Origin of the sequence: Ralstonia sp. RL, assembly GCF_001683835.1 — a bacterium.
Taxonomy (GTDB): Bacteria; Pseudomonadota; Gammaproteobacteria; order Burkholderiales; family Burkholderiaceae; genus Ralstonia; species Ralstonia mannitolilytica.
In genome coordinates, this window is sequence record NZ_LWRX01000191.1 from 50,888 (window position 1) to 72,444 (window position 21,557).

20 protein-coding genes and 1 riboswitch are annotated in these 21,557 nt (G+C 67.0%); of the genes, 15 read left to right on the forward strand and 5 right to left on the reverse strand.

The window, feature by feature from the left end; all coding sequences use genetic code 11:
* The first annotated feature begins 45 nt into the window (after nucleotides 1–45).
* The 8 genes from A6M56_RS18600 (at nucleotide 46) to A6M56_RS18635 (ending at nucleotide 6,431) form a co-directional block, all read left to right on the forward strand.
* Nucleotides 46–570 carry an RDD family protein gene (locus A6M56_RS18600; protein ID WP_062738368.1) on the forward strand — a complete coding sequence of 175 codons (525 nt, stop codon included), beginning with the start codon at nucleotides 46–48 and terminating at the stop codon, nucleotides 568–570.
* Between the two features lie 27 nt (nucleotides 571–597).
* Nucleotides 598–1,614, forward strand: a complete 1,017-nt coding sequence (locus A6M56_RS18605; RefSeq protein ID WP_045787230.1) for an esterase/lipase family protein — start codon at nucleotides 598–600, stop codon at nucleotides 1,612–1,614.
* A gap of 244 nt (nucleotides 1,615–1,858) precedes the next feature.
* Nucleotides 1,859–2,809, forward strand: a complete 951-nt coding sequence (locus A6M56_RS18610; RefSeq protein WP_045787231.1) for a UDP-2,3-diacylglucosamine diphosphatase — start codon at nucleotides 1,859–1,861, stop codon at nucleotides 2,807–2,809.
* Nucleotides 2,810–2,907: 98 nt separating this feature from the next.
* On the forward strand, nucleotides 2,908–3,951 hold the full coding sequence (locus tag A6M56_RS18615; RefSeq protein WP_180964254.1) for a glycosyltransferase family 4 protein: 1,044 nt from the start codon (nucleotides 2,908–2,910) through the stop codon (nucleotides 3,949–3,951).
* 12 nt (nucleotides 3,952–3,963) lie between these two features.
* Entirely contained in the window at nucleotides 3,964–4,416 is a 453-nt protein-coding gene (locus A6M56_RS18620; protein WP_045787232.1) for a diacylglycerol kinase, read from the forward strand.
* A gap of 127 nt (nucleotides 4,417–4,543) precedes the next feature.
* Entirely contained in the window at nucleotides 4,544–5,245 is a 702-nt protein-coding gene (locus A6M56_RS18625; RefSeq protein WP_045787233.1) for a TetR/AcrR family transcriptional regulator, read from the forward strand.
* Nucleotides 5,242–5,826: an LOG family protein gene (locus tag A6M56_RS18630; protein ID WP_045787234.1), complete on the forward strand. Its 585-nt coding sequence runs from the start codon at nucleotides 5,242–5,244 to the stop codon at nucleotides 5,824–5,826. Before A6M56_RS18625 ends, A6M56_RS18630 begins: the two co-directional genes overlap by 4 nt.
* A gap of 8 nt (nucleotides 5,827–5,834) precedes the next feature.
* Nucleotides 5,835–6,431 (forward strand): LysE family translocator, encoded by a 597-nt coding sequence (locus A6M56_RS18635; RefSeq protein ID WP_045787235.1) that lies wholly within the window; start codon nucleotides 5,835–5,837, stop codon nucleotides 6,429–6,431.
* A 6-nt stretch (nucleotides 6,432–6,437) separates the two neighbouring features.
* On the opposite strand, the gene A6M56_RS18640 is transcribed toward A6M56_RS18635, so the two are convergent.
* From A6M56_RS18640 to A6M56_RS18655, 4 genes are read right to left on the reverse strand one after another with little or no spacing between them, the layout of a single operon-like run.
* Complete coding sequence (locus A6M56_RS18640) at nucleotides 6,438–7,016, reverse strand: DUF924 family protein (RefSeq protein ID WP_045787236.1); 579 nt, start codon at nucleotides 7,014–7,016, stop codon at nucleotides 6,438–6,440.
* A 36-nt stretch (nucleotides 7,017–7,052) separates the two neighbouring features.
* The gene (locus tag A6M56_RS18645; protein WP_045787237.1) at nucleotides 7,053–7,457 is read right to left on the reverse strand and encodes a group II truncated hemoglobin; all 405 of its coding nucleotides are present in this window, start codon (nucleotides 7,455–7,457) and stop codon (nucleotides 7,053–7,055) included.
* Between the two features lie 21 nt (nucleotides 7,458–7,478).
* Nucleotides 7,479–10,013 (reverse strand): ABC transporter permease, encoded by a 2,535-nt coding sequence (locus A6M56_RS18650; protein WP_286758302.1) that lies wholly within the window; start codon nucleotides 10,011–10,013, stop codon nucleotides 7,479–7,481.
* A gap of 56 nt (nucleotides 10,014–10,069) precedes the next feature.
* Nucleotides 10,070–11,170 carry a substrate-binding domain-containing protein gene (locus A6M56_RS18655; protein ID WP_045787239.1) on the reverse strand — a complete coding sequence of 367 codons (1,101 nt, stop codon included), beginning with the start codon at nucleotides 11,168–11,170 and terminating at the stop codon, nucleotides 10,070–10,072.
* A gap of 157 nt (nucleotides 11,171–11,327) precedes the next feature.
* Here A6M56_RS18655 and A6M56_RS18660 point away from each other — a divergent pair, with 157 nt between their 5' ends.
* On the forward strand, nucleotides 11,328–12,164 hold the full coding sequence (locus A6M56_RS18660) for an ABC transporter substrate-binding protein (protein WP_045787240.1): 837 nt from the start codon (nucleotides 11,328–11,330) through the stop codon (nucleotides 12,162–12,164).
* Between the two features lie 34 nt (nucleotides 12,165–12,198).
* On the opposite strand, the gene A6M56_RS18665 is transcribed toward A6M56_RS18660, so the two are convergent.
* Nucleotides 12,199–13,143 carry a LysR substrate-binding domain-containing protein gene (locus A6M56_RS18665; RefSeq protein WP_045787241.1) on the reverse strand — a complete coding sequence of 315 codons (945 nt, stop codon included), beginning with the start codon at nucleotides 13,141–13,143 and terminating at the stop codon, nucleotides 12,199–12,201.
* A 210-nt stretch (nucleotides 13,144–13,353) separates the two neighbouring features.
* Between A6M56_RS18665 and xdhA the strand changes: the two genes are divergently transcribed.
* The 6 genes from xdhA to A6M56_RS18695 all read left to right on the forward strand — a co-directional run bounded on the left by xdhA (nucleotide 13,354) and on the right by A6M56_RS18695 (nucleotide 21,501).
* Nucleotides 13,354–14,877, forward strand: a complete 1,524-nt coding sequence (gene xdhA / locus A6M56_RS18670; protein WP_102079942.1) for a xanthine dehydrogenase small subunit — start codon at nucleotides 13,354–13,356, stop codon at nucleotides 14,875–14,877.
* A 3-nt stretch (nucleotides 14,878–14,880) separates the two neighbouring features.
* On the forward strand, nucleotides 14,881–17,247 hold the full coding sequence (xdhB, locus tag A6M56_RS18675; RefSeq protein WP_102079943.1) for a xanthine dehydrogenase molybdopterin binding subunit: 2,367 nt from the start codon (nucleotides 14,881–14,883) through the stop codon (nucleotides 17,245–17,247).
* Nucleotides 17,248–17,266: 19 nt separating this feature from the next.
* On the forward strand, nucleotides 17,267–18,295 hold the full coding sequence (xdhC, locus tag A6M56_RS18680; protein ID WP_102079944.1) for a xanthine dehydrogenase accessory protein XdhC: 1,029 nt from the start codon (nucleotides 17,267–17,269) through the stop codon (nucleotides 18,293–18,295).
* 2 nt (nucleotides 18,296–18,297) lie between these two features.
* Nucleotides 18,298–19,335, forward strand: coding sequence for an adenosine deaminase (locus A6M56_RS18685; protein ID WP_045787245.1), 1,038 nt, complete (start codon nucleotides 18,298–18,300; stop codon nucleotides 19,333–19,335).
* An 18-nt stretch (nucleotides 19,336–19,353) separates the two neighbouring features.
* Nucleotides 19,354–20,691, forward strand: coding sequence for a guanine deaminase (guaD, locus tag A6M56_RS18690; RefSeq protein WP_102079945.1), 1,338 nt, complete (start codon nucleotides 19,354–19,356; stop codon nucleotides 20,689–20,691).
* A gap of 13 nt (nucleotides 20,692–20,704) precedes the next feature.
* Nucleotides 20,705–20,845, forward strand: a riboswitch (yybP-ykoY riboswitch).
* An 83-nt stretch (nucleotides 20,846–20,928) separates the two neighbouring features.
* Nucleotides 20,929–21,501 (forward strand): TMEM165/GDT1 family protein, encoded by a 573-nt coding sequence (locus A6M56_RS18695; protein WP_045787247.1) that lies wholly within the window; start codon nucleotides 20,929–20,931, stop codon nucleotides 21,499–21,501.
* The last annotated feature ends 56 nt before the right edge of the window (nucleotides 21,502–21,557 follow it).

The following is a 21,557-nucleotide window of genomic DNA, read 5'->3' on the forward strand; positions in this document are numbered from 1 at the left end:
CTTGCCGGCGGATGTTGGATTGCGCTTGCCGCGCTCACCCGTTCGATGGCCACTCCCGCTTCCCCTGCTTCCTCGGCTGCGGCGCACGATGCGCTCGCAGCGCCCACCCTGCGCCGCCGTCTAGCGGGCATGCTCTATGAAGGCTTGCTGCTGTTCGGCGTGATGTTCGGAGCGACCGCCGTGTTCCTGCTTCTGCGGGCCATCGTGCCGCCGCTGGCGCGCACCGGCGATGTGGGCCTGCAGGTCTGGGGCTTCCTGGCGATGGGCGCCTACTTCGTCGGGTTCTGGTGCAAGCGCGGCCGGACCCTGGCGATGCAGACATGGCGCATGCGCGTGGTCAATGCCGACGGTTCGCGCATTTCGTTCGGCCGTGCCGTTGCGCGCTACGTGCTGGCGTGGATGTGGGTAGCCGCGGCAGTCGGCATCATCCACCTGAGCGGGGCATCCCGCTGGACGGGTGCGGCCGTGGCAGCGGTCTGTCTGCTCGCCTGGGGCGCGCTGGCGTGGCTCGATCCGCAACGGCAGTTCCTGCACGATCGCCTGGCCGGCACGCGGCTGGTGCGCGACTGACCCCACCCTGCAGGCGGCCGGTTCAACATGACGCGCGCCGACCTGCCCGCCTCCACGGTTCCCCTTTCCTTCCTGACGGCGGCCACGGCACGCCGCGTTGCCGTCGCGCTGCAGTGCGCTGCGACGGTCGCCGTGACATGGGGCCTGCATCACTGGGGCGGATGGCGCTGGCCCATGGCCGCGCTGCTCGCCGGCATCGTGCTGGTGATGGCCTATCTGCTGTCGGTCGGCTGGGCGTTTCTCGTCTCGTCGACGAACCTGGGCGTGGCAATACCGGACGACCCGACGTGGGACCGCATGCCCGTGCCCAGCACGCAACGCATCGGCCTCCTCGGCTTCGTCGGCTGCTGGCTCCGCGAATGTGTATCCGTGGCGTGGATGTTCAACGTGCTGCAGCCGTTTCGCGCACATGCTGCGTTCGATGCGCCGGCGCGTGACGGCAGGCGCGTGCCTGTACTGATGATCCACGGCTATGGCTGCAACCGCGCGGTGTGGCTGCCCATGCAGAAGCACCTGGCCGCTGCCGGCCACCCGACCGAGGCCATCGACCTCATGCCGCTGCTGGGCGACATCGACGACTACGCCAGCGACATATCCGCTGCCGTTGCGCGCCTGACGCACGCCCACGGCCGCGCGCCCGTCCTGCTCTGCCACAGCATGGGCGGCCTCGCGGCACGCGCTGCGCTTCGGCAGTGCGAGGCCGACTTCATCGCGCACGTCATCACACTCGGCACACCGCACCGTGGTACGGCGATGGCGCGCACGGGCCGCGGCCACAACGTGCGCCAGATGGCGTGGGCCAGCCCGTGGCTGCGGCGCCTGGCAGCGTCTGAAACGGCCGCCGCGCGCGCGCGCATCACGTCGATCTTCTCGTGGCACGACTCCATAGTCGGGCCGGCCGGCGCATCGTGGCTCGATGGCGCACGGCACATTGCGTTCTCCGGCATTGGCCATGTGTCGCTGCTATGCGACGCGCGCATACGCCAGGCGGTGCTGGCAGAGCTGGCGCGCATTGAAGCGAGCCTCCCGGCCCCTGCGGCCTGAAACGCGCCACCGGCACGACTCTCGGGCCAACGCCGCCTTGTCTTGCGGCGACCCCGTCATGTGACGGTCATGTTTTTGACATGGCTTGTTCACGCAGCGGTGGCGAAATCGGTCCAACGCAGCCTCCGTTGCCGACATGGTCTCGCCCAATCTGCCATCGCGCCCTGGTTTTCTCCGCCGCCTCGCGCAACGCTTTCGCGCTGCCCTCCTCACCGGTTCCGACTGGAACGCTCCACCGCCCCTGATGCAATTGGCCGCGGGCCTGTCCGCCGCCGGTGCGCTCGGCTCGGCCGCGCCGGCCGGTCGGGGTGACGTGCGAGATCACGAGACGCCAGCCAGCACACCGACCCAGGCGCTCACGCCCGGCCAATCGGCGGACAAGGACACCGACCCGCCTGCCGAGAACGTGCACCGCTACCGCACGATCTGGCTCTCGGACATCCACCTCGGCACGCCGGGCTGCCAGGCCGCCTACCTGCTCGACTTTCTCAAGCACAACGAGTCCGACACGCTCTACCTGGTGGGCGACATCGTCGACGGCTGGCAGCTGCGCAAGGGCTGGTACTGGCCGCAGGCCCACAACGACGTCGTGCAGAAAGTGCTGCGCCGCGCGCGCAAGGGCACACGCGTCGTGTTCATCCCGGGCAACCACGACGAGATGGCGCGCCAGTTCCACGGCCTGAACTTCGGCGACATCGAAGTCGCGGAAGACGCCGTGCATGTGACGGCCACGGGCAAGCGCCTGTGGGTCGTGCACGGCGACCTGTTCGACGGCGTCATGCAGCACGCGCGCTGGCTCGCCTACGTGGGCGACTCGCTCTACACCTTCATCCTGGCCATGAACCGTCACTTCAACCGCATCCGCGTGCGGCTGGGGTTTCCGTATTGGTCGCTGTCGCAATACCTCAAGCACCAGGTCAAGAACGCGGTGAACTTCATCAACTCGTTCGAGCGGGTGATGACCGACGAGGCCCGCCGACGCGGCTGCGACGGGGTGGTCTGCGGACACATCCACAAGGCCGAGATCCGCGAGATCGACGGCCAGCTGTATTGCAACGACGGCGACTGGGTCGAGAGCCTCTCCGCCCTGGTCGAAACGATGGAAGGCGAACTGCAGATCGTCTACTGGACGCATCTGCTCGATGCACCGCGCACGTCCCGCCGCGCACGCCGTGCCGCGGCGGCCACCGCCTGATGGAACCCCACATGACCCAAACCGGCATCGATCTCGTTCAGCCCGCCCTCGCCATTCATCCGACATCCGCCACACCGCAAGGAGAGCCCGTGAAAATCATGATCGTCACCGATGCCTGGGAACCGCAGGTCAACGGCGTCGTCCGCACCCTCACCCAGACGCGGCGCGAACTCGAAGCCATGGGCCACATCGTCGACATGATCACGCCGCTTGAATTCAAGACGGTGCCGTGCCCGACGTATCCGGAGATCCGCCTGTCGATCCTGCCCTCCAAGCGCGTGCGGGAGCGCATCGAAACATTCGCGCCACAGGCGCTGCACATCGCCACCGAGGGGCCGCTGGGGCTGGCCGCGCGCGCCTATGCGCTGCGCCACAAGCTGCCGTACACGACGGCGTATCACACGCGCTTCCCGGAGTACGTGCAGGCGCGCTTCGGCATTCCGCTGGCGTGGACGTACCGCTTCCTGCGCTGGTTCCACAGCCCCGCCCAGGCGGTGATGGCGCCGACGCCCGTGGTGCTGAAAGACCTCGCCGACTACGGCATCACCAATGGCGTGCTGTGGACGCGCGGTGTGGATCTGGACATCTTCACGGCGCAGCGTGGCAACGTCCTGAACACCGCTCATCCGATCTTCCTGTACGTCGGCCGCGTGGCCGTCGAGAAGAATGTCGAGGCCTTCCTCGAGCTCGACCTTCCCGGCTCCAAATGGGTCGTCGGCGAAGGCCCCGCACTGCCCGGGCTGAAGGCGAAATACCCGAACGCCAATTACCTCGGCGTGCTCAAGCAGCCGGAACTCGCCAAGGTGTATGCGTCAGCCGACGTGTTCGTCTTTCCGAGCCGCACCGATACGTTTGGCCTGGTGCTGCTCGAAGCGCTGGCCAGCGGGCTGCCGGTCGCGGCGTATCCGGTGACGGGTCCGATCGACGTGCTGGGCGATTCCCCGGCCGGCGCCCTGCGCGAAGACCTGCGTGAGGCCTGCCTGGAAGCGCTGCGCATCGACCGCGCCACGGCGCGCGCGCATGCCGAGAAGTTCTCATGGCGCGCGGCGTCGGAGCAATTCCTTGCGCATCTGCGGCCCATGCCGGCCTCCGCATCGGGCGATGCCAAGACCGCTCAACCGTCCACAGCCGCGGGTGCCTGAGTCTTGCGTTCCATGAAGCCGACCTCCCCGCCGGAACGGCCGCCGGCGCCTTCTGCGGCGGATGCGTATTCGCCCGCCGACAACCCGCACAAGGGCAATCGCGGCATCACGCGCGCGTGGTTTGCGCTCAAGAATTCCATCAGCGGCATCCGCTTCGCCATTGACGAGGAAAGCGCGTTCCGCCAGGAGCTGACGCTGTGCGCGATCCTGCTGCCGTGTGCGTTCGTCATCCCGGCCACGGTGGTGGAGCGCATCATGATGATCGGCACTCTGGTACTGGTGCTCATCGTCGAGCTGCTCAATTCGAGCGTGGAGGCGGCAGTCGATCGCATCTCGCTCGAGCAGCATGGCCTGTCCAAGCGTGCGAAGGATTTCGGCAGCGCGGCCGTCATGCTGGCCCTGCTGCTGTGCGTGGGCACGTGGGCGGCCATCGCCTGGCCGTGGATCGCGTCGCTGCTGCGCTGAAAAGCGGCACGACAACGTTTGGCGGCGCCGCGCCCGCTGCGGGTGGGGCGTCGTTGCCGCAGCACGATCTCTTATAATCCGGGCACCTACATGCCACGGAGACAGGGCCACCGGCCTTGGCAGTTCAATGGAAACCAAGCAGCACTCCACCGGCCCCCGCCGCACGCGCGATCGCATCCTCGAGGTGTCGCTGCGCCTGTTCAACGAACTGGGCGAGCCCAACGTCACGACCACGACGATCGCCGAAGAGCTCGAGATCAGCCCGGGCAACCTGTACTACCACTTCCGCAACAAGGACGACATCATCAACTCGATCTTCGTGCAGTTCGAGCAGGAGATGAGCCGTCGCCTGAAGCTGCCCGACGACCACAAGGCCACGCTCGACGAGACGTGGGGCTACCTGCAGTACATGTCGGAGTTCCTGTGGAACTACCGCTTCCTGTACCGCGACATCAACGACCTGCTTGCGCGCAACCGCATGCTGGAGCTGAACTTCAAGCGCATCGTCGAGCAGAAGCGCCACTTCGCGATGGACATCTGCCATCAGTTCATCGAAGACGGCGAGATGGAAGCCACGCCCGAGCAGGTCGACGTCATGTGCACCAACATCGTCGTGGTGGCGACCTACTGGCTGTCGTTCCAGTTCGTGCAGCACCCGCGCCAGTACAACGACCCGAACGCCATCCGCGACCACCTGCACGGTGCGAGCTACCACATCCTTTCCATCCTCGCGCCCTACCTGCGCGGCAAGCCGCGGCGTGCCTTCGATCTGCTGGCGGTCAGCCGCAGCAACGATCCGCCGCTCGACACCAGCCACCCTGCACAATGAAATCGATCTGCGTCTATTGCGGTTCCAGCCCGGGCGAGCGCCCGGAATACAAGGCCAACGCCATCGCGTTGGGCAACGAAATGGCCGAGCGTGGCCTCACGCTGGTCTACGGCGGCGGCAACGTCGGCCTGATGGGTATCGTGGCCGATGCGGTCCTGCAGGGCGGCGCCCCGGTCATCGGCATCATCCCGAAATCGCTGGTGCGCAAGGAGGTTGGCCACAAGGATCTGACCGAGCTGCACATCGTTGACAGCATGCACCAGCGCAAGCAGATGATGGCCGACCGCGCCGACGCGTTCATCGCCATGCCCGGCGGCGTGGGCACATACGAAGAGCTGTTCGAAACCTTCACGTGGCTGCAGCTCGGCTACCACAACAAGCCGATCGGCCTGCTCAACGTGGCGGGCTTCTACGACAAGCTGCTCGCGTTCATCGACCACGCCGTGCACGAGGGTTTCCTCAAGCGCCATCACGCCAACCTGCTCCACGTGAGCACCGATCCTGCCGAACTGATCGACATGCTCGCCCGCGCGCCGCGCGAAACCGTCGACAAGTGGTCCGAGCGCCGCGAGCGCACGTAAGCCGCGACATGCCGGACACCTTGCTCAGGATGGCACTGTACGTGTCATTGGTCCTCATCGTGCCGGGGCCGACCAACACGCTGCTGTTGTCGTCGGGGCTCAAGGTCGGCGTGCGGCGGACCAGCCCGCTCATCGCCGCGGAAGCGCTTGGCTATGTGCTGGGCATCGCGCTTTGGGGCTTCTTCCTCAGCGCGGTGTCGGCCGACCGGCCGTGGCTGCCGATGGGCATCAAGCTCATCGCGTCGGCCTACATCGTCTACCTGGCCGCGAAGATATGGCGCCAGAGCAAGGCGCTGCAACATGTCACGGCCAGCCCCGTCAGCTTTCGCGACATGTTCTTCACCACGCTGATGAACCCGAAGGCCCTGCTGTTTGCCAGTACGCTGTTTCCGCTCGAGGCCTTCCGGTCGGCGCAGTATTTTGCGTGGACGATCGCGTCGTTCCTCGTCGTGCTGGTGCCGATCGCGGTCGGCTGGTCGTATCTCGGCGTGCTGTTGACGGCCCGCCGCAGCTGGGCGCCGCATACGCCCACGCTGCTGCGTGGTGCGTCGCTCGTGCTGCTGGCGTTCTCCGGCACGCTCATGTATTCCGTGCTGGCGCGCTGATCGCGCCTAGAACGAGGAGCCCGGCTGCGCCAGGAACGCCACCTCCTCGGGCGTCGACGTGCGCCCGAGTGCCGCATTCCGATGCGGAAAGCGCCCGAAGCGCGCAATGATCTCGCGGTGCTTTTCCGCCCAGACGAGCGGGTCGGCATCGCCTTCCTCGTCGCGCAAGCGCGTGTAGAGCCGGATGGACTCGTCCTGCATGGCCAGCGATTCGCTGTGCTCGAACGGCAGGTAGCAGAACGTGCGGTGAAAGCGCGTCGGCAACTGCGCATCCCAGCCGGCAGCCACGACGATCTGCGCGGTATGCAGCGCTGCCGTGTCGCTCGCAAATGCGCGTGCGGTATTGCGGAACATGTTGCGCGGGAACTGGTCGAGCACCACGATGCGCGCAATGGCTTCCAGCGGCGTGTCCATCCACGTGTCGGCGCCTCCGCTCGAGAGGGCCTCCCACAGCGGCAGGAAGCGCGTGCGGATCTGGGCATCGTACGCGTCGGACTTCGCGAACCATTCCGGCCGCGGTGCGTGCAGCGGTGCGTTGCCGAACCAGAACGCAAGCACGTCGTCGGCAGTGGGCAAGCCGATCATGGAAAGTCTCCTCGAATCGTTCTTGTGATGGGCCGTTCAGCGCGGCACGTTGCGCATCCAGTCGGCGGTTTGCCAGAAGGCCTGCATCAGGCGCATCTGCAGCGCTTCGTCCAGACCGAGGTCCTGCATGGCCAGCGCCATGCAGCGCATCCACTGGTCACGCTCCTGCGTGCCGATCTCAAACGGCAGGTGCCGTGCACGCAGGCGCGGATGACCGAAGCGCTCGATGTAGTGGTTCGGCCCGCCAAGCCAGCCGCAGAGGAACCAGAAAAGCTTGTCGCGCGAGCCCTCGAGGCTTTGCGGATGCAGCGCGCGCAGCACCGCGAACTGGGGCTCGAGGTCCATCAGGTCGTAAAAGCGGTCGACGAGTTCGCGCACGCGCGCCTCGCCGCCGATGAGGTCAAAGGCCAGGGTTTCCTGGCCGGCAGTTGCATCTGTCATACAGCCATCACGTGAAGAGAGTCAGGCATCGCGCAAGGTGGCCATGGCAGGGCGGCGCAGCACGTCGCGCAGGCCGAGCCACCCGCCGGCAAAGGCACAGGCCATGCCGCCAAGGATGCCCACCGGCAAGATCGCCGGGTTGAAACGATACGGAAAATCGAACACATACGCCGACAGCACCCAGCCGATGGCGATGGCGCCCACGCCGGCCATCAAGCCCGCGAGGCCGCCGACGATCAGCACCTCGGCGTATTGCGTCTGGCGGACCACGCCGGAGCCCGCACCGAGCGCCCGCAGCACGCCGGCATCGCGCAGGCGCTCGTCGCGCGAGCCCGAGAGCGCGGCATAGAGCACCAGCACACCGGCCGCCAGCGTGAACACGAACAGGAACTCCACCGCCGCGGTCACCTGGTCCAGCACGCCCTGCACCTGGTTCAGGATCAGCTCGGTATCGACCACCGTCAGGTTCGGAAACTCGCGCACCAGCCTGGCCGGCAGATCGGCCTGGCCGGCGGGAATGCGGAACGCTGTCACGTACGTCTGCGGCATGTCGCGCAGCGCCACGGGCGGCAGGATCACGAAGAAGTTCACGCGCATCGAGCTCCAGTCGAGCTTGCGCAATGACGTGATGGGCGCGTCCACCGGCTGGCCGCCCACGTCGAAACGCAGCACGTCGCCCACGCGCAGGTTCAGCGTCTTGGCGATGCCCTCTTCCACCGACGCTTCCGGCTTCTGGCCGCTGAACCACTGCCCGGAGACGATACGGTTCTCGGGAGGCTGCTCGGTCGCGTAGGAGAGATTGAATTCGCGCTCGACCAGATTGCGCGCACGGGATTCAGCGTAGGTCTGGCCATTGATGGCCTGCCCGTTCACCTGCGTCAGGCGCCCGCGCACCATCGGATAGAGCCTTGGCGCCGCCACGCCGGCCTGCGCCAGCACCTGCGTGACCGGCTCGACCTGGTCCGGCTGGATGTTGATGATGAAGCGATTTGGCGCGTCGGCCGGCGTGGCGTTGTGCCACGAACGGATCAGGTCATTGCGCGTCATGGCGAGCAGCAGCAACGCCATCAGCCCCACCGCGAGGGCCACCGTCTGCAGCACGCTGACGCCACGACGGCGCTCCAGCACGGCCAGCGCAAAGCGCCAGCCCACGCCCAGCGCGCGCCCTCGGCCCAGCGATACGGCGAGCCCGCGCAGGCCCGCGGCGGCCAACAGCGCAAACACCAGAATCGCCCCCGCAAAGCCCGCCGCCGTCAGCGCCCCGAGCTTCACGTCGCGCGCAGAGACCACGAGCAGGGCAAAGAAAGCCGCCGCGCCCAGCGCATACCCGACCCATGCGGCGACTGCGCGCTCAGCCACATCGCGCCGCAACACGCGCAGCGGCGGCACCCGCACCAGGCCGAGCAACGGCGGCACGGCAAAACCGACCAGCAGCACGAGACCCGCTGCCAAACCCACCACAGCCGGCCATGCAGACGGCGCAGGCAGCGTGACCGTGACCAGATCGCCAAGCGACGCGAGCAGCAGCCAGTGCGCGCCATAGCCAAGCGCCACGCCGACCGCGGAGCCCAGCACGCCGATCAGCAGAAACTCCAGCGCGAACGTGCCCAGAATCTGCCCCTGCTTCAGGCCCAGGCACTTGATGACCGCCACCGCATCGGTATGCCGCGCGGTATAGCGGCGCGCCGCCATGGTGATGGCCACCGCGGCGATCATGGCCGCCAGCAGCGCGACGAGCGAGAGGAAGCGTTCCGCGCGGTCCAGCGTTTCGCGCATCTGCGGCTGACCGTTCTGCAGCGATTCGACGCGCACGCCGCGCAGCCCGCGGGTCTTCAGCGCGTTTTCGGCCCACGTGCGGAACGCATTGGCCGCCGCATCCGGGCCTGCCACCAGCAGCCGGTACGTGACGCGGCTGCCATACGTAACCAGCCCCGTGGAAGGCAGATCGGCCATGGGCAGCATCACGCGCGGAGCAAAGTTCATGAAGCCGGCGCCGCGATCGAGCTCCTGCGTGATGACGTGAGCGACGCGGAACGAGCGTGTGCCGAGGCGGATGGCGTCGCCCACGCGAATGCCGAGCGCTTCGAGCAGCGGCGCATCGACCCACACCGTGCCGGCGGCCGGAATGCCGCGGATGGGCGCGCCGGCCGGGTCGCGCGCGTCGTCGCTGACCTTGAGCGTGCCGCGCAGCGGGTAGCCCGCATCGACGGCCTTGATGGCCGCCAGTTGCGATGCCGGCTCGCCGGAAGACGTGTTGGTGAGCGTGCTGGCCATGCTGGGGAAGGTGGCCGTATGCGCGACCTGCAGGCCGCCGGCGCGGGCATGCGCCTCGATGTCGGGCGGCAACGGCTGATCGGACACCACGAGCACATCGGCGCCGATCAGCTGACGCGCATCGCGCTCCAGGCCGGCATGCATGCGATCGGCCAGGAAACTGACCGACGCCAGCGCAGCCACCGCCAGCACCAGGGCGATGAGCAGCAGGTTCAGCTCGCCGGCGCGCCAGTCGCGGCGCAGCATGCGCAAGGCTTGGGTCCAGACGGAAAAACGGAGCATGGGCAACACGGGAACGGGGCGCGGCGTCGCGCAGACCCCGCCATGTTCGCATGAGTTCAGTGGGCAGGCGTGCGCGCCTCGTCGACGTGCCACGGCAGCGCTTCGTCAGCCGTGAGCAACGCGACATGTTCGGTCGCGCGATAGCCGGCAAGATGACCGAGCCCTTCGCGGAAGGCCGGCTGGCCGATGCGCTCCATTAGCTCGCGCACCCACGGCGCCAGGGCGTCGTTGCGGCGCACCGCGAGGTAATACGTCTCGCGCGTCAGCGGCACGAAATGCAGCCCGTGCGCCTCGGCCCCCGGACGCAGCCCGAAGCCGACGTCTGCGCGGCCCTCCTGCACGGCCACGGCGATCTTGTCGCTGGAAAACTCCTGTTCGTCGTAGCCGTTGATCTGATCAGGGTACAACCCCGCCGCAACCAGCAGCTGATCGAACAGCAGACGCGTGCCGGAGCTGCGCTGGCGGTTGATGAAACGCGCCTGGGTGCGCGCCAGGTCGCTCAACGACTGTACCTTGCCGGCCCAGTCGGCCGACATCATCAGCCCCTGCTCCCGGTCGGCCAATGCGATCAGGCGCACGGCGGTGGGCCGCAGCCATTTGCGCAGGGTCTGATGCGCGATCGAGCCGGCGCCCTGCTGCGGCGCCACATAGAAGCCTGCCACCTCGCACTGCTTTTCCTGCAGGCAGATCAGCCCCTCGACGGCGCTGCAGAAGACGGTGTCCAGGTGCGCGCCGTTGCCATGCGCGGCCAGCGTCTGGGCAAGCACCTCGACGGCCGGATCGTGGCTGCCCGAAAAACGGATGCGCGCCTGCGACTGCGAGGCGTCGTCGAGCTCCGACAGGAACTGCCCCATGGCTTGCCGCAGCGCGGGGTCGAGCTGCTCGCGCAACCGCATCTCGGCGCGCAGCAGGCGCTCGCCAAACAGTGTGAGCGACGCGCCCCGGCCGCGCTCCATGTCGAGCAAGGTGCGCCCGAGCATCTCTTCCCACGATCGCATGACGCCCCAGGCGTGCCGGTACGACAACCCGACCTGCTTCGCGGCCCGATGCAGGGAGCCGGTTTCCCGCACGGCGCGCAGCAACTGGAACACCTTGCCGTTGGCGCGCGGATTATCGTCCGGCCCGATCACCGGAAAGACCTCAAACTGGAACGCCATTATGTTGATGATTTCCTATTTACTTCGACCGCGGCCCCAGAGAACAATGCCTCGCATTCTGGGGCGGGCGCATGGTGGCCGCCGGCCGTCCCCGAATTGCCGCAATCATGCAGCATTCGACATAAAGCGTCCACGTGTTCCACATGACCCTGACACCATGCCCGGATTCCTGAAAACCCTTCGGCTGCCTGCGATCCTCTGCCTGACATTGGCTGCCGCCACGGCGGCATATGCTGGTGAGCTCCGCATGGCCACCACCACGAGCACGGAAAACTCGGGCCTGCTCAAAGTCCTGCTCCCCAAGTTCGAGGCCGCCACCGGCGTCCATGTGCACGTGATTGCCGTTGGCACGGGCAAGGCAGTCAAGCTCGGAGAATCGGGCGACGTCGACGTGGTGCTGGTGCACGCCCGTCCGCTCGAGGATGCCTTTGTTGCGTCCGGCGGCGGCATCGACCGGCGCGACGTGATGTACAACGACTTCATCCTCGTCGGCCCGGCCGCCGACCCGGCCCGCGTGCGGGGTCAGAAGAACGTGATCCAGGGCATGGAGACCATCGCCAGGGCCAACGCGAAGTTCATCTCGCGCGCAGACAACTCCGGCACCGACGTCATGGAAAAGGCCTACTGGAAATCCGCCGACATCGACCCGAAGGGCAAGCCGTGGTACGTGAGCGCCGGCCTGGGAATGGGCGAGGTGCTGAACATGGCCGCCCAGATGAACGCCTACACGCTGTCGGACCGCGCCACCTACGGCGCCTACCGCGCCAAGACCGGCCTCGACATCGTGCTGGCCGGCGATCCGCGCATGTTCAACCCGTACGGCATCATTGCGGTCAACCCGGCGAAGCACGCGGGCATCAACTACACCGACGCCACGAAACTCATCGAATGGATCACCTCGCCGGCTGGCCAACAGGCCATTGCCGACTTCAAGGTGAACGGCGAGCAGGTGTTCTTCCCGAACTACGGAAAGGCGCTCGCCGGCGGCAAGTGACGCAGGCGCAAGCGGCGACTGACGGAACGGCGGCTCAGGCCGCCGTTTCCAATTGCGGATGCTGCGGCAGCTCCGCCGCGACCTCGCCGATCATGCGGCGCAGCCACATCACGTCGGGTGCGGCGTGGCTGCGCTCGTGCCACAGCTGGTAGAAACGCATCTTCGGGAACGCCACGGGCGTGGGCAGGATGCGGATCGGCAGGTACTGCGCGCAATGCGCGGCAAATTGCCGGCCGGTCGTGAACACCAGATCGGTGCGCATCAGGACATACGGCACCAGCCCGAAATACGGCAGCGACACCTGGATCTGCCGCTTCAAACCCTGCTCTGCAAGTGCCTGATCGATCATGCTGCGCTGCATCGCCGCATACGGAGCCGGCGCGAGATGCGGCATCTCGACATAGTGCTTGAGCGAGATGCCCTTGCGCGCCAGGGGGTGCTGTGCACCGAGCATGCAGACCACCTCGTCGTCGAACAGCGGTGAAATATGCAGATGCTCGGGCGGCGAGAGCCAGTTGCCGATCACCAGATCCATGCCGCCCTGCTCGAGCGCGGCGAGGTAATCCACACCGGCATTGAGCGGATGCACCACCAGCTTGGCCTGCGGTGCGTGCTTGCGCAGGCGCTCCACGATGTTGGGGAGGAAGAACGCGTCGAGGTAATCGGGCGCCCCCAGGTGGAACGTGCGCGTCGTGTTGCCCGGGTCGAACTCCTGCGACGGCCGGGCGATGCGCTCCATCGCCTCCAGGCTTTGCTGCGCCAGCGTGAGCAGCTCGTGGCCGCGCTCGGTGGGCACCATGCCGTTCTTGCCGCGCACGAGGATGGCGTCCCCGGTGATCTCGCGCAGCCGCTTGAGGGTATTGCTGATCGCCGGCTGCGACTGGCCAAGCTTGACGGCCGTACGAGTCACGCTCTGCTCGGTGAGCAGCGTGTACAGAACGCGCAGGAGGTACGTATCGAGGTGATCTTTGCCGTGCATGTGGACACCGGGCACGGGCGACGCCGTACCGACAAAAACGGGCTGAGGGACGCTGTGAGTGTATGTCACTTGCACGCCGCGCCGCCAGACCACTACCGACGGGTATACCCCGGATTTTGGCTTTCCGATGCGGGTTATCACCTGGGCCAAATATTGCATTCCTGACCCGGTGCTATGGTTCCGTCATACACACAAACACGCGTAGACCCCATGGAGACTCAGCCCATCCGCTTCTTCCACCGCGGCCAGGTGCGCACCGTTTCAGACGCGCCGATCACCCGGACGGTGCTTCAATACCTGCGTGAAGACGCGCACTGCACAGGCACCAAGGAAGGGTGTGCCGAGGGCGATTGCGGTGCATGTACCGTCGTGCTCGGCGAGCTGCAGGCAGACGGCAGCGTCGGCCTGAAGGCTGTCAACGCCTGCATCCAGTTCCTGCCCACGCTCGATGGCAAGGCGCTGTTCACGGTGGAAGACGTGCGCAGCAAGGATGGCTCGCTGCACCCCGTGCAGCAGGCGATGGTCGAGTGCCACGGCTCGCAGTGCGGCTTCTGCACCCCGGGCTTCGTGATGTCGCTCTACGCGCTGTACGAGAACACCGGCAGCAACGCGCCGCCGTCCCGCCAGGCCATCTGCGATTCGCTCACGGGCAACCTGTGCCGCTGCACCGGCTACCGGCCGATCATCGACGCGGGCGAACGCATGTTCGAGCTGCCCGCGCCGGCCGGCATCGACCGCACTCAGCTGGCTGAAACGCTGCGCAACCTGCAGCGCAAGGACACCTTCGCCTACGCCCCCGCCGGTGTCGAGAACGCGCCGCGCTTCTACGCCCCACGCACCGTCTCGGCATTCGCCGCCATCAAGGCTGCGCACCCGGACATCCGCATCCTCGCCGGCAGCACCGACGTGGGCCTGTGGGTCACGAAGCAGTTCCGCGATCTGGGCGACATCCTGTACATCGGGCAGGTGGCCGACCTGTACGCACTGGAAAAGCGCGACGGCTGGATCGAGGTCGGCGCCGCGGTGTCGCTGGAGGCGGCCTACGGCTTCCTCGCCCAGGACTACCCGGAGCTGACCGAACTGTGGAAGCGCTTCGCCTCGCTGCCGATCCGCAACGCCGGGACGCTGGGCGGCAACATCGCCAACGGCTCGCCGATCGGGGATTCGGCCCCAGCCCTCATCGCCCTTGGCACGCGGGTCGTGCTGCAGCGCGGGGAAGCCCGCCGCGAGCTGCCGCTCGAAGACCTGTACCTGGCTTACCAGAAGAACGCGATGGAAGACGGCGAGTTCGTGGCCGGCCTGCGCATTCCGGCACGCGAGGGCCGCGATGCGCTGCGCTTCCGCACGTACAAGCTGTCCAAGCGCTTTGACGAAGACATCTCGGCCGTGTGCGCGGCGCTCGCGATCGAGCTGGACGACCAGGATGGCGAAACCCGCGTCCGCAGCGCGCGCATCGCCTACGGCGGCATGGCCGCAACGTCCAAGCGTGCGACCGAAACCGAGAACGCCATCATCGGGCAGCCGTGGAACGAAGCGACCGTGCGGGCGGCCATGGCAGCCATGTCGCGCGACTACACGCCGCTGACCGACATGCGCGCCACGGACAACTACCGCCGCATCTCGGCGGCCAACACGGTGTACCGCTTCTGGCTGGAAACCCGCGCCGACGGGCCGCTCGCGCCCGAACAGATCAATGTGCGCGCGGTCGAACTGAACACCCTCACCGCTGCCTGAGACATGAACAAGCAAACCGAAGCTTTCCTGCTGGCGGAAGCCGACATCGCGGCGGCGATGCCCGACCAGCGCGGTGCCGTGGTCGGCATCTCGCGCCCGCATGAATCCGCGCACCTGCATGTGGCCGGCACCGCCACCTATACCGACGACATCCCCGAGCTGGCCGGCACGCTGCACGCGGCACTGGGCATGAGCACGCAGGCGCATGCGCGCATCGTCAACATGGACCTCGAGCGCGTGAAAGCGGCGCCGGGCGTGGTGGCGGTATTCACGTCGGCCGATATTCCGGGCACGAACGATTGCGGCCCGATCATCCACGACGATCCGATCCTGGCCACCGACACGGTGCACTTTGTCGGCCAGCCGATGTTCATCGTGGTAGCCACGTCGCACGATGCGGCGCGCCGCGCGGCACGCCTGGGCCAGATCGAGTACGAAGTGCTGCCCGCGCTCCTCACCCCCGAAGAAGCCCGCGCGGCCGGCAAATCCGTGCTGCCGCCGATGCACCTCAAGCGCGGCGAACCCGCTGCGCGCATCGCCGCTGCGCCCCACGCTGAAGCGGGCCACATGTCGCTGGGCGGCCAGGAGCAGTTCTATCTGGAAGGCCAGATCTCGTACGCGGTGCCGAAGGAAGACAACGGCATGCACGTGTGGTGCTCCACGCAGCATCCGACCGAGATGCAACACATGGTGTCGCACATGCTGGGCTGGCACGCCAACCAGGTGCAGGTCGAATGCCGCCGCATGGGTGGCGGCTTTGGCGGCAAGGAGTCGCAGTCGGGCCTGTTTGCCTGCTGCGCCGCGCTCGCGGCCTGGAAGCTTGCCTGCCCGGTGAAGCTGCGTCCGGACCGCGACGACGACATGATGATCACCGGCAAGCGGCACGACTTCCGTTTCGCCTACGAGGCCGGCTACGACGACGACGGCCGCATCCAGGGCGTGAAGGTCGACATGACCTCGCGCGCCGGGTTCTCGGCCGACCTGTCCGGCCCCGTGATGACGCGCGCCATCTGCCACTTCGACAACGCCTACTGGCTGCCGGAAGTGGAGATCGACGGCTTCTGTGCGCGCACCAACACGCAGTCGAACACCGCCTTCCGCGGTTTTGGCGGCCCGCAGGGCGCGTTTGCCATCGAGTACATCATGGACAACATCGCGCGCGCCCTCGGCAAGGACCCGCTCGACGTGCGGCGCGCCAACCTGTACGGCAAGACCACGAACAACGTCACGCCGTACGGCCAGACGGTGGAAGACAACGTCATCCACGAACTGCTCGACGAGCTCGAAGCGTCGTCGGAGTACCGGGCGCGCCGCGAGGCCGTCCGCGCATTCAACGCGACGAGCCCGGTGCTCAAGCGCGGCCTGGCGCTCACGCCCGTGAAGTTCGGCATCTCGTTCAACGTGAAGCACTTCAACCAGGCCGGCGCGCTCGTGCACGTGTACAACGATGGCTCGATCCTGGTGAACCACGGCGGCACGGAAATGGGCCAGGGCCTGAACACGAAGGTTGCGCAGGTGGTCGCGCACGAACTGGGCGTGGCGTTCACGCGCATTCGCGTCACGGCCACGGACACCAGCAAGGTGGCCAACACCTCGGCCACCGCCGCGTCCACGGGCAGCGACCTGAACGGCAAGGCCGCGCAGGATGCCGCCCGCCAGATCCGCGAGCGTCTCACCGCATTTGCCGCGCAGCACTACGACGTACCTGCCAGCAGCGTCGCGTTCGTGGCCGACCAGGTGGAGATCGGGCCTCGCCGCGTGCCGTTCGACGAACTGATCCGCCTTGCCTACATCGCGCGCGTGCAGTTGTGGTCGGACGGCTTCTACGCCACGCCCAAGCTGCACTGGGACCAGGCCAGGCTGCAGGGCCGTCCGTTCTACTACTACGCCTATGGCGCAGCAGTGTCGGAAGTGGTGGTCGATACGCTGACCGGCGAATGGCGCCTGCTGCGCGCCGATGTGCTGCACGACGCCGGCCGCTCGATCAACCCGGCCATCGACATTGGCCAGGTGGAAGGCGCGTTCATCCAGGGCATGGGCTGGCTGACGACCGAAGAACTGTGGTGGAACAAGAACGGCAAGCTGATGACGCATGCGCCGTCCACCTACAAGATCCCGACCGTCAACGACTGCCCGCCGGATTTCCGCGTGCGCTTGTTCAACAACGCCAACGTGGAAGACAGCATCCACCGCTCCAAGGCGTTGGGCGAGCCCCCGCTGCTGCTGCCGTTCTCGGTATTCTTCGCCATTCGCGACGCGGTGGCCGCCGTGGGCGACGGCCGCACCAATCCGCCGCTGAACGCGCCAGCCACGTGCGAGGAAATCCTCAAGGCCATCGACGCGATCCGCAGCGCCCCGCTGACCGTCTGAGCCCGAGACCGAGGCCACCATGGACCACACACAACTGCGCCCCTTCCGCTTTGCCGACGTGCTGGCCACCGTGCAGGCGGGGCAGCCGTGCGTACTGGTCACGGTGACGGACGTGCAGGGCTCCGCCCCGCGTGAGGCGGGCACGCTCATGCTGGTGTGCGCGGACGGCTTCTTCGGCACCATCGGCGGCGGCCACCTCGAATGGCGCGCGATCGAGATCGCCCAGGCGATGATGGCGGCGCACGAAGCCAGCGGCGAAGCGCGCCGCCAGTTCGTGCGCATCCCGCTTGGGCCCGCGCTCGGCCAGTGTTGCGGCGGCGTGGTGCGCCTGTCGCTCGAACGGCTCGATGCGCGCGATGCGCAGTGGATCGCCCTGGCCGATGACGCCATGCGCCAGCGTCGCAGCCTGCGCCGTTCCGTATCGGCCGACCCGTCGGTGCCCGTTACGGCCGCCATTGGCGATGCCGCGGCGGCCGGCGTGCAGTTCGATGCGGTGGGCTTCACGCAGACCATCCTGCCGCCCGACATGTCGATCGTGCTGTGCGGCGCGGGCCATGTCGGCCACGCCATCGTGCGCGCGCTGGCCAATCTGCCCTGCCGCGTGACATGGGTGGACGAGCGCGACGCGATGTTCCCCGCCGATGTACCGCCGAACGTCGTCATCGAAGCCAGCGATACGCCGGAAGCCGTGATCGACCACGCGCCGGCCGGCAGCTACTTCCTGGTCATGACGCACAACCATGCGCTGGACCTCGCGCTGTGCGAACGCATCATGCGCCGCACGGACTTCGCCTACTTCGGTCTCATCGGCTCCAAGACCAAGCGCGCCCGCTTCGAGCACCGCATGGTCGAACACGGCGTCGACCCCGCACGCCTGCCGGAAATGGTCTGCCCGATTGGGATTGCTGGCATCGCCGACAAGGCGCCGGATATCATTGCGGTCTCCGTCGTCGCGCAACTGCTGCAGGTGCGAGAGCTGCAACAGCACGCGCTCACCACTGCCAGCGGCGGCGCGATAGTCCCCTACCGCACTCCTACGCCAGTCTGATCATGCCGATCTCGCCAGCCCTTGCCGAACGCATCGCCACCAGCCCGAAGGCCGAACTGCACATCCACATCGAAGGCTCGCTCGAACCCGAACTGATGTTCGCGCTGGCCGAGCGCAACGGCGTCAAGCTGCCGTATGCCTCCGTCGAGGAAGTGCGCGCGGCGTATGCCTTCGACGACCTGCAATCGTTCCTCGACCTGTACTACGCGGGCGCAAGCGTGCTGCTCACCGAGCAGGATTTCTACGACATGACCGCCGCGTATGTGGCGCGTGCCGTGGCCGACAACGTCCGCCACGCCGAGATCTTCTTCGACCCGCAGACCCACACCGCGCGCAACGTGCCGATGCACGTGGTCATCGGCGGCATCGTCCGCGCGCTGGACGACGCCGAGCGCCAGCATGGTTTTTCCAGCCGGCTGATCCTCTGCTTCCTGCGCCACCTGAGCGAGGAAGACGCGTTCACTACGCTGGAAGCCGCCCTGCCGTACATCCAGGACCCGGCCAACCGCATCATCGGTGTGGGGCTCGATTCGTCGGAACGCGGCAACCCGCCCGAGAAGTTCGCGCGTGTCTTCGCACGCTGCAAGGAACTCGGCCTGCGCCTGGTCGCCCACGCCGGTGAGGAAGGCCCCGCGCAGTACGTGACCGACGCGCTCGACATCCTGAAGGTGGAGCGCATCGACCATGGCGTGCGCGCCATCGACGACGCGGCACTGGTCAGGCGCCTCGCCGCCGAGCGCATCGCGCTGACCGTCTGCCCGCTGTCGAACGAAAAGCTGAAGGTCTACCCCGACCTGCGCGACCACTCGCTCAAGCAATTGCTGAACGCCGGCTGCGCAGTGACGCTGCACTCCGATGACCCGGCCTACTTCGGCGGCTACATGAACGCCAACTGGCTCGCCACCTTCGACGCCCTCGACCTGAGCGCTGCCGATGCCCACACGCTCGCGCGCAACAGCTTCGAGGCGTCCTTCCTGCCCGAGCAGGACAAAGCCCTGTGGCTGAACGCGGTGGACGTCCACTGGAACGCCACCCACTGAAACCCCACGAGACGACGAATGACCAAGATGCCTCCAAACTCAAACGCCACCGTTCACGCCTACCGCGGCCGGGTGCTGCATTTCCTGCACGATCCGCAGTATCGCGAGCGCGATGCCTATGAGTATTGGGAGGACGGCCTGCTGGTGGTTTCAGGCGGCAAGGTACTGCAGGCGGGCGGCTACGCCGCACTGCGCGAGGGCCTGCCCGCCGGCACGCAGCTGCACGACCACAGCGGCAAGCTGATCGTGCCGGGTTTCATCGACACGCACATCCACTTCCCGCAGACGGACATGATCGCGTCGCCGTCGCCGGGCCTGCTGCACTGGCTGGAGACGTACACCTTTCCCGAAGAGCGCCGCTTCGAGAGCGAGCAGTACGCCGCCGGCGTCGCCTCGTTCTTCCTCGACGAACTGCTGCGCAACGGCACGACGAGCGCGATGGTCTGGAGCACGGTGCATCGCGGCTCCGCCGAGACACTGTTCACGGCAGCCCGGCAGCGCGGCATGCGTCTGATCACCGGCAAGGTGATGATGGACCGCAACTGCCCGGAATATCTGCGCGACACAGCCGAGTCCGGTGCGCGCGACACGGCCAACCTGATCTCGCGCTGGCACGGCAAGGACCGCCTGGCCTATGCCATCACACCGCGCTTTGCGCCGACCTCCAGTGAAGCGCAGTTGCAGGCCTGCGCAGAACTGGCCAGGCAATACCCGGACGTCTTCATCCAGACGCACGTCGCCGAGAATCCCGACGAGGTCAAATGGGTGGCCGAGCTGTTCCCGAACGCACGCAGCTACCTGGATGTGTATGACCGCTACGGGCTGCTGCGCAAGGGTGCCTTCTATGGCCACGCCATCTGGCTGGACGACGGCGACCGCAAACGCCTCGCGGAATCGGGCGCCGCCGTCGCGCACTGCCCGACGTCGAACCTGTTCCTGGGCAGCGGCCTGTACGACTTCCACGCCAACGATGCACACCGCCTGGCGCTGACGCTGGCCACCGACGTGGGCGGCGGCAGCTCGTTCTCGATGCTGCGCACGATGGGCACGGCGCACAAGGTCGCACGCATGGGCGGCTATCACCTGACCGCGCTGCGCATGTTCTACCTTGCCACTCGCGGCGCCGCCGAAGCGCTGGGCTGGGAAGACCGCATCGGCAGCTTCGTGCCGGGCGCGGAAGCCGACTTCATCGTGCTGGACCCGGCCGCCACGCCGCTGCTGGCCCGCCGCAACGCGCGTTCTGAAACCCTCGAAGAGCTGCTGTTCTCGTTGGCGCTGCTGGGTGAGGACCGTGCTGTATCCGCCACTTACGTGCAGGGTGAACCCGCAACATTTACGGTTGGCGCCCACGCCTGATGCACTTATAATCGCGGCTTCCATTGGGGAGTAGCCGCTCGAAGTCGTCACTTCGAGGGCCACGTCAACAGACTTGACCGCCGTCGCAACGACAGGCGGTTATGGCGTGGTCAGCCGCACTCAGGGTGCCATCCGTGCACCCGGTGACGCGCCTGGCGAGACCGATGACAACCCACTGCGGACAGGGCCGGCAGTGGCGCGTCATTGGTTCGCATACGGCCCGGACACCACAACAACATGGAAGCCTTCCTCGTCTCCACCGGCATCGTCGCGCTTGCGGAAATCGGCGACAAGACGCAGCTGCTGTCGATCCTGCTGGCCGCGCGTTTTCGCAAGCCGGTGCCGATCATTCTCGGCATCTTCATCTCCACCCTCGTCAACCATGCATTTGCCGGCGCTGTCGGCGGCTGGATCACGCAGGTGCTCGGTGAAAACGTCCTGCGTTGGATCCTCGGCGTGGGCTTCATCGCCATGGCCGGATGGATGCTGATTCCGGACAAGCTCGATGAAGAAGAAGCGCCTTCGGGCACGCAGCGCGGCCTGGGCATCCTGGGCACGACCATCGTCGCGTTCTTCTTTGCCGAGATGGGCGACAAGACGCAGATCGCCACGGTGGCATTGGCAGCGCGCTTCCATGACGTCGTATCGGTCGTGGCAGGCACGACCATCGGCATGCTGCTCGCCAATGTGCCGGCCGTGCTGATGGGCAACAAGTTTGCGGCGCGCATGCCGATCCAGCTCGTGCATCGGATCGCGGCGTTGATCTTCCTGGTGCTCGGGGTGCTGGCACTGCTGGGCGTCGGGAAGTAAGTCGTCATTCCGAGACGCTGAACCTGCCTTGCCGGCATCCCTTTCGCAGGCGAGGC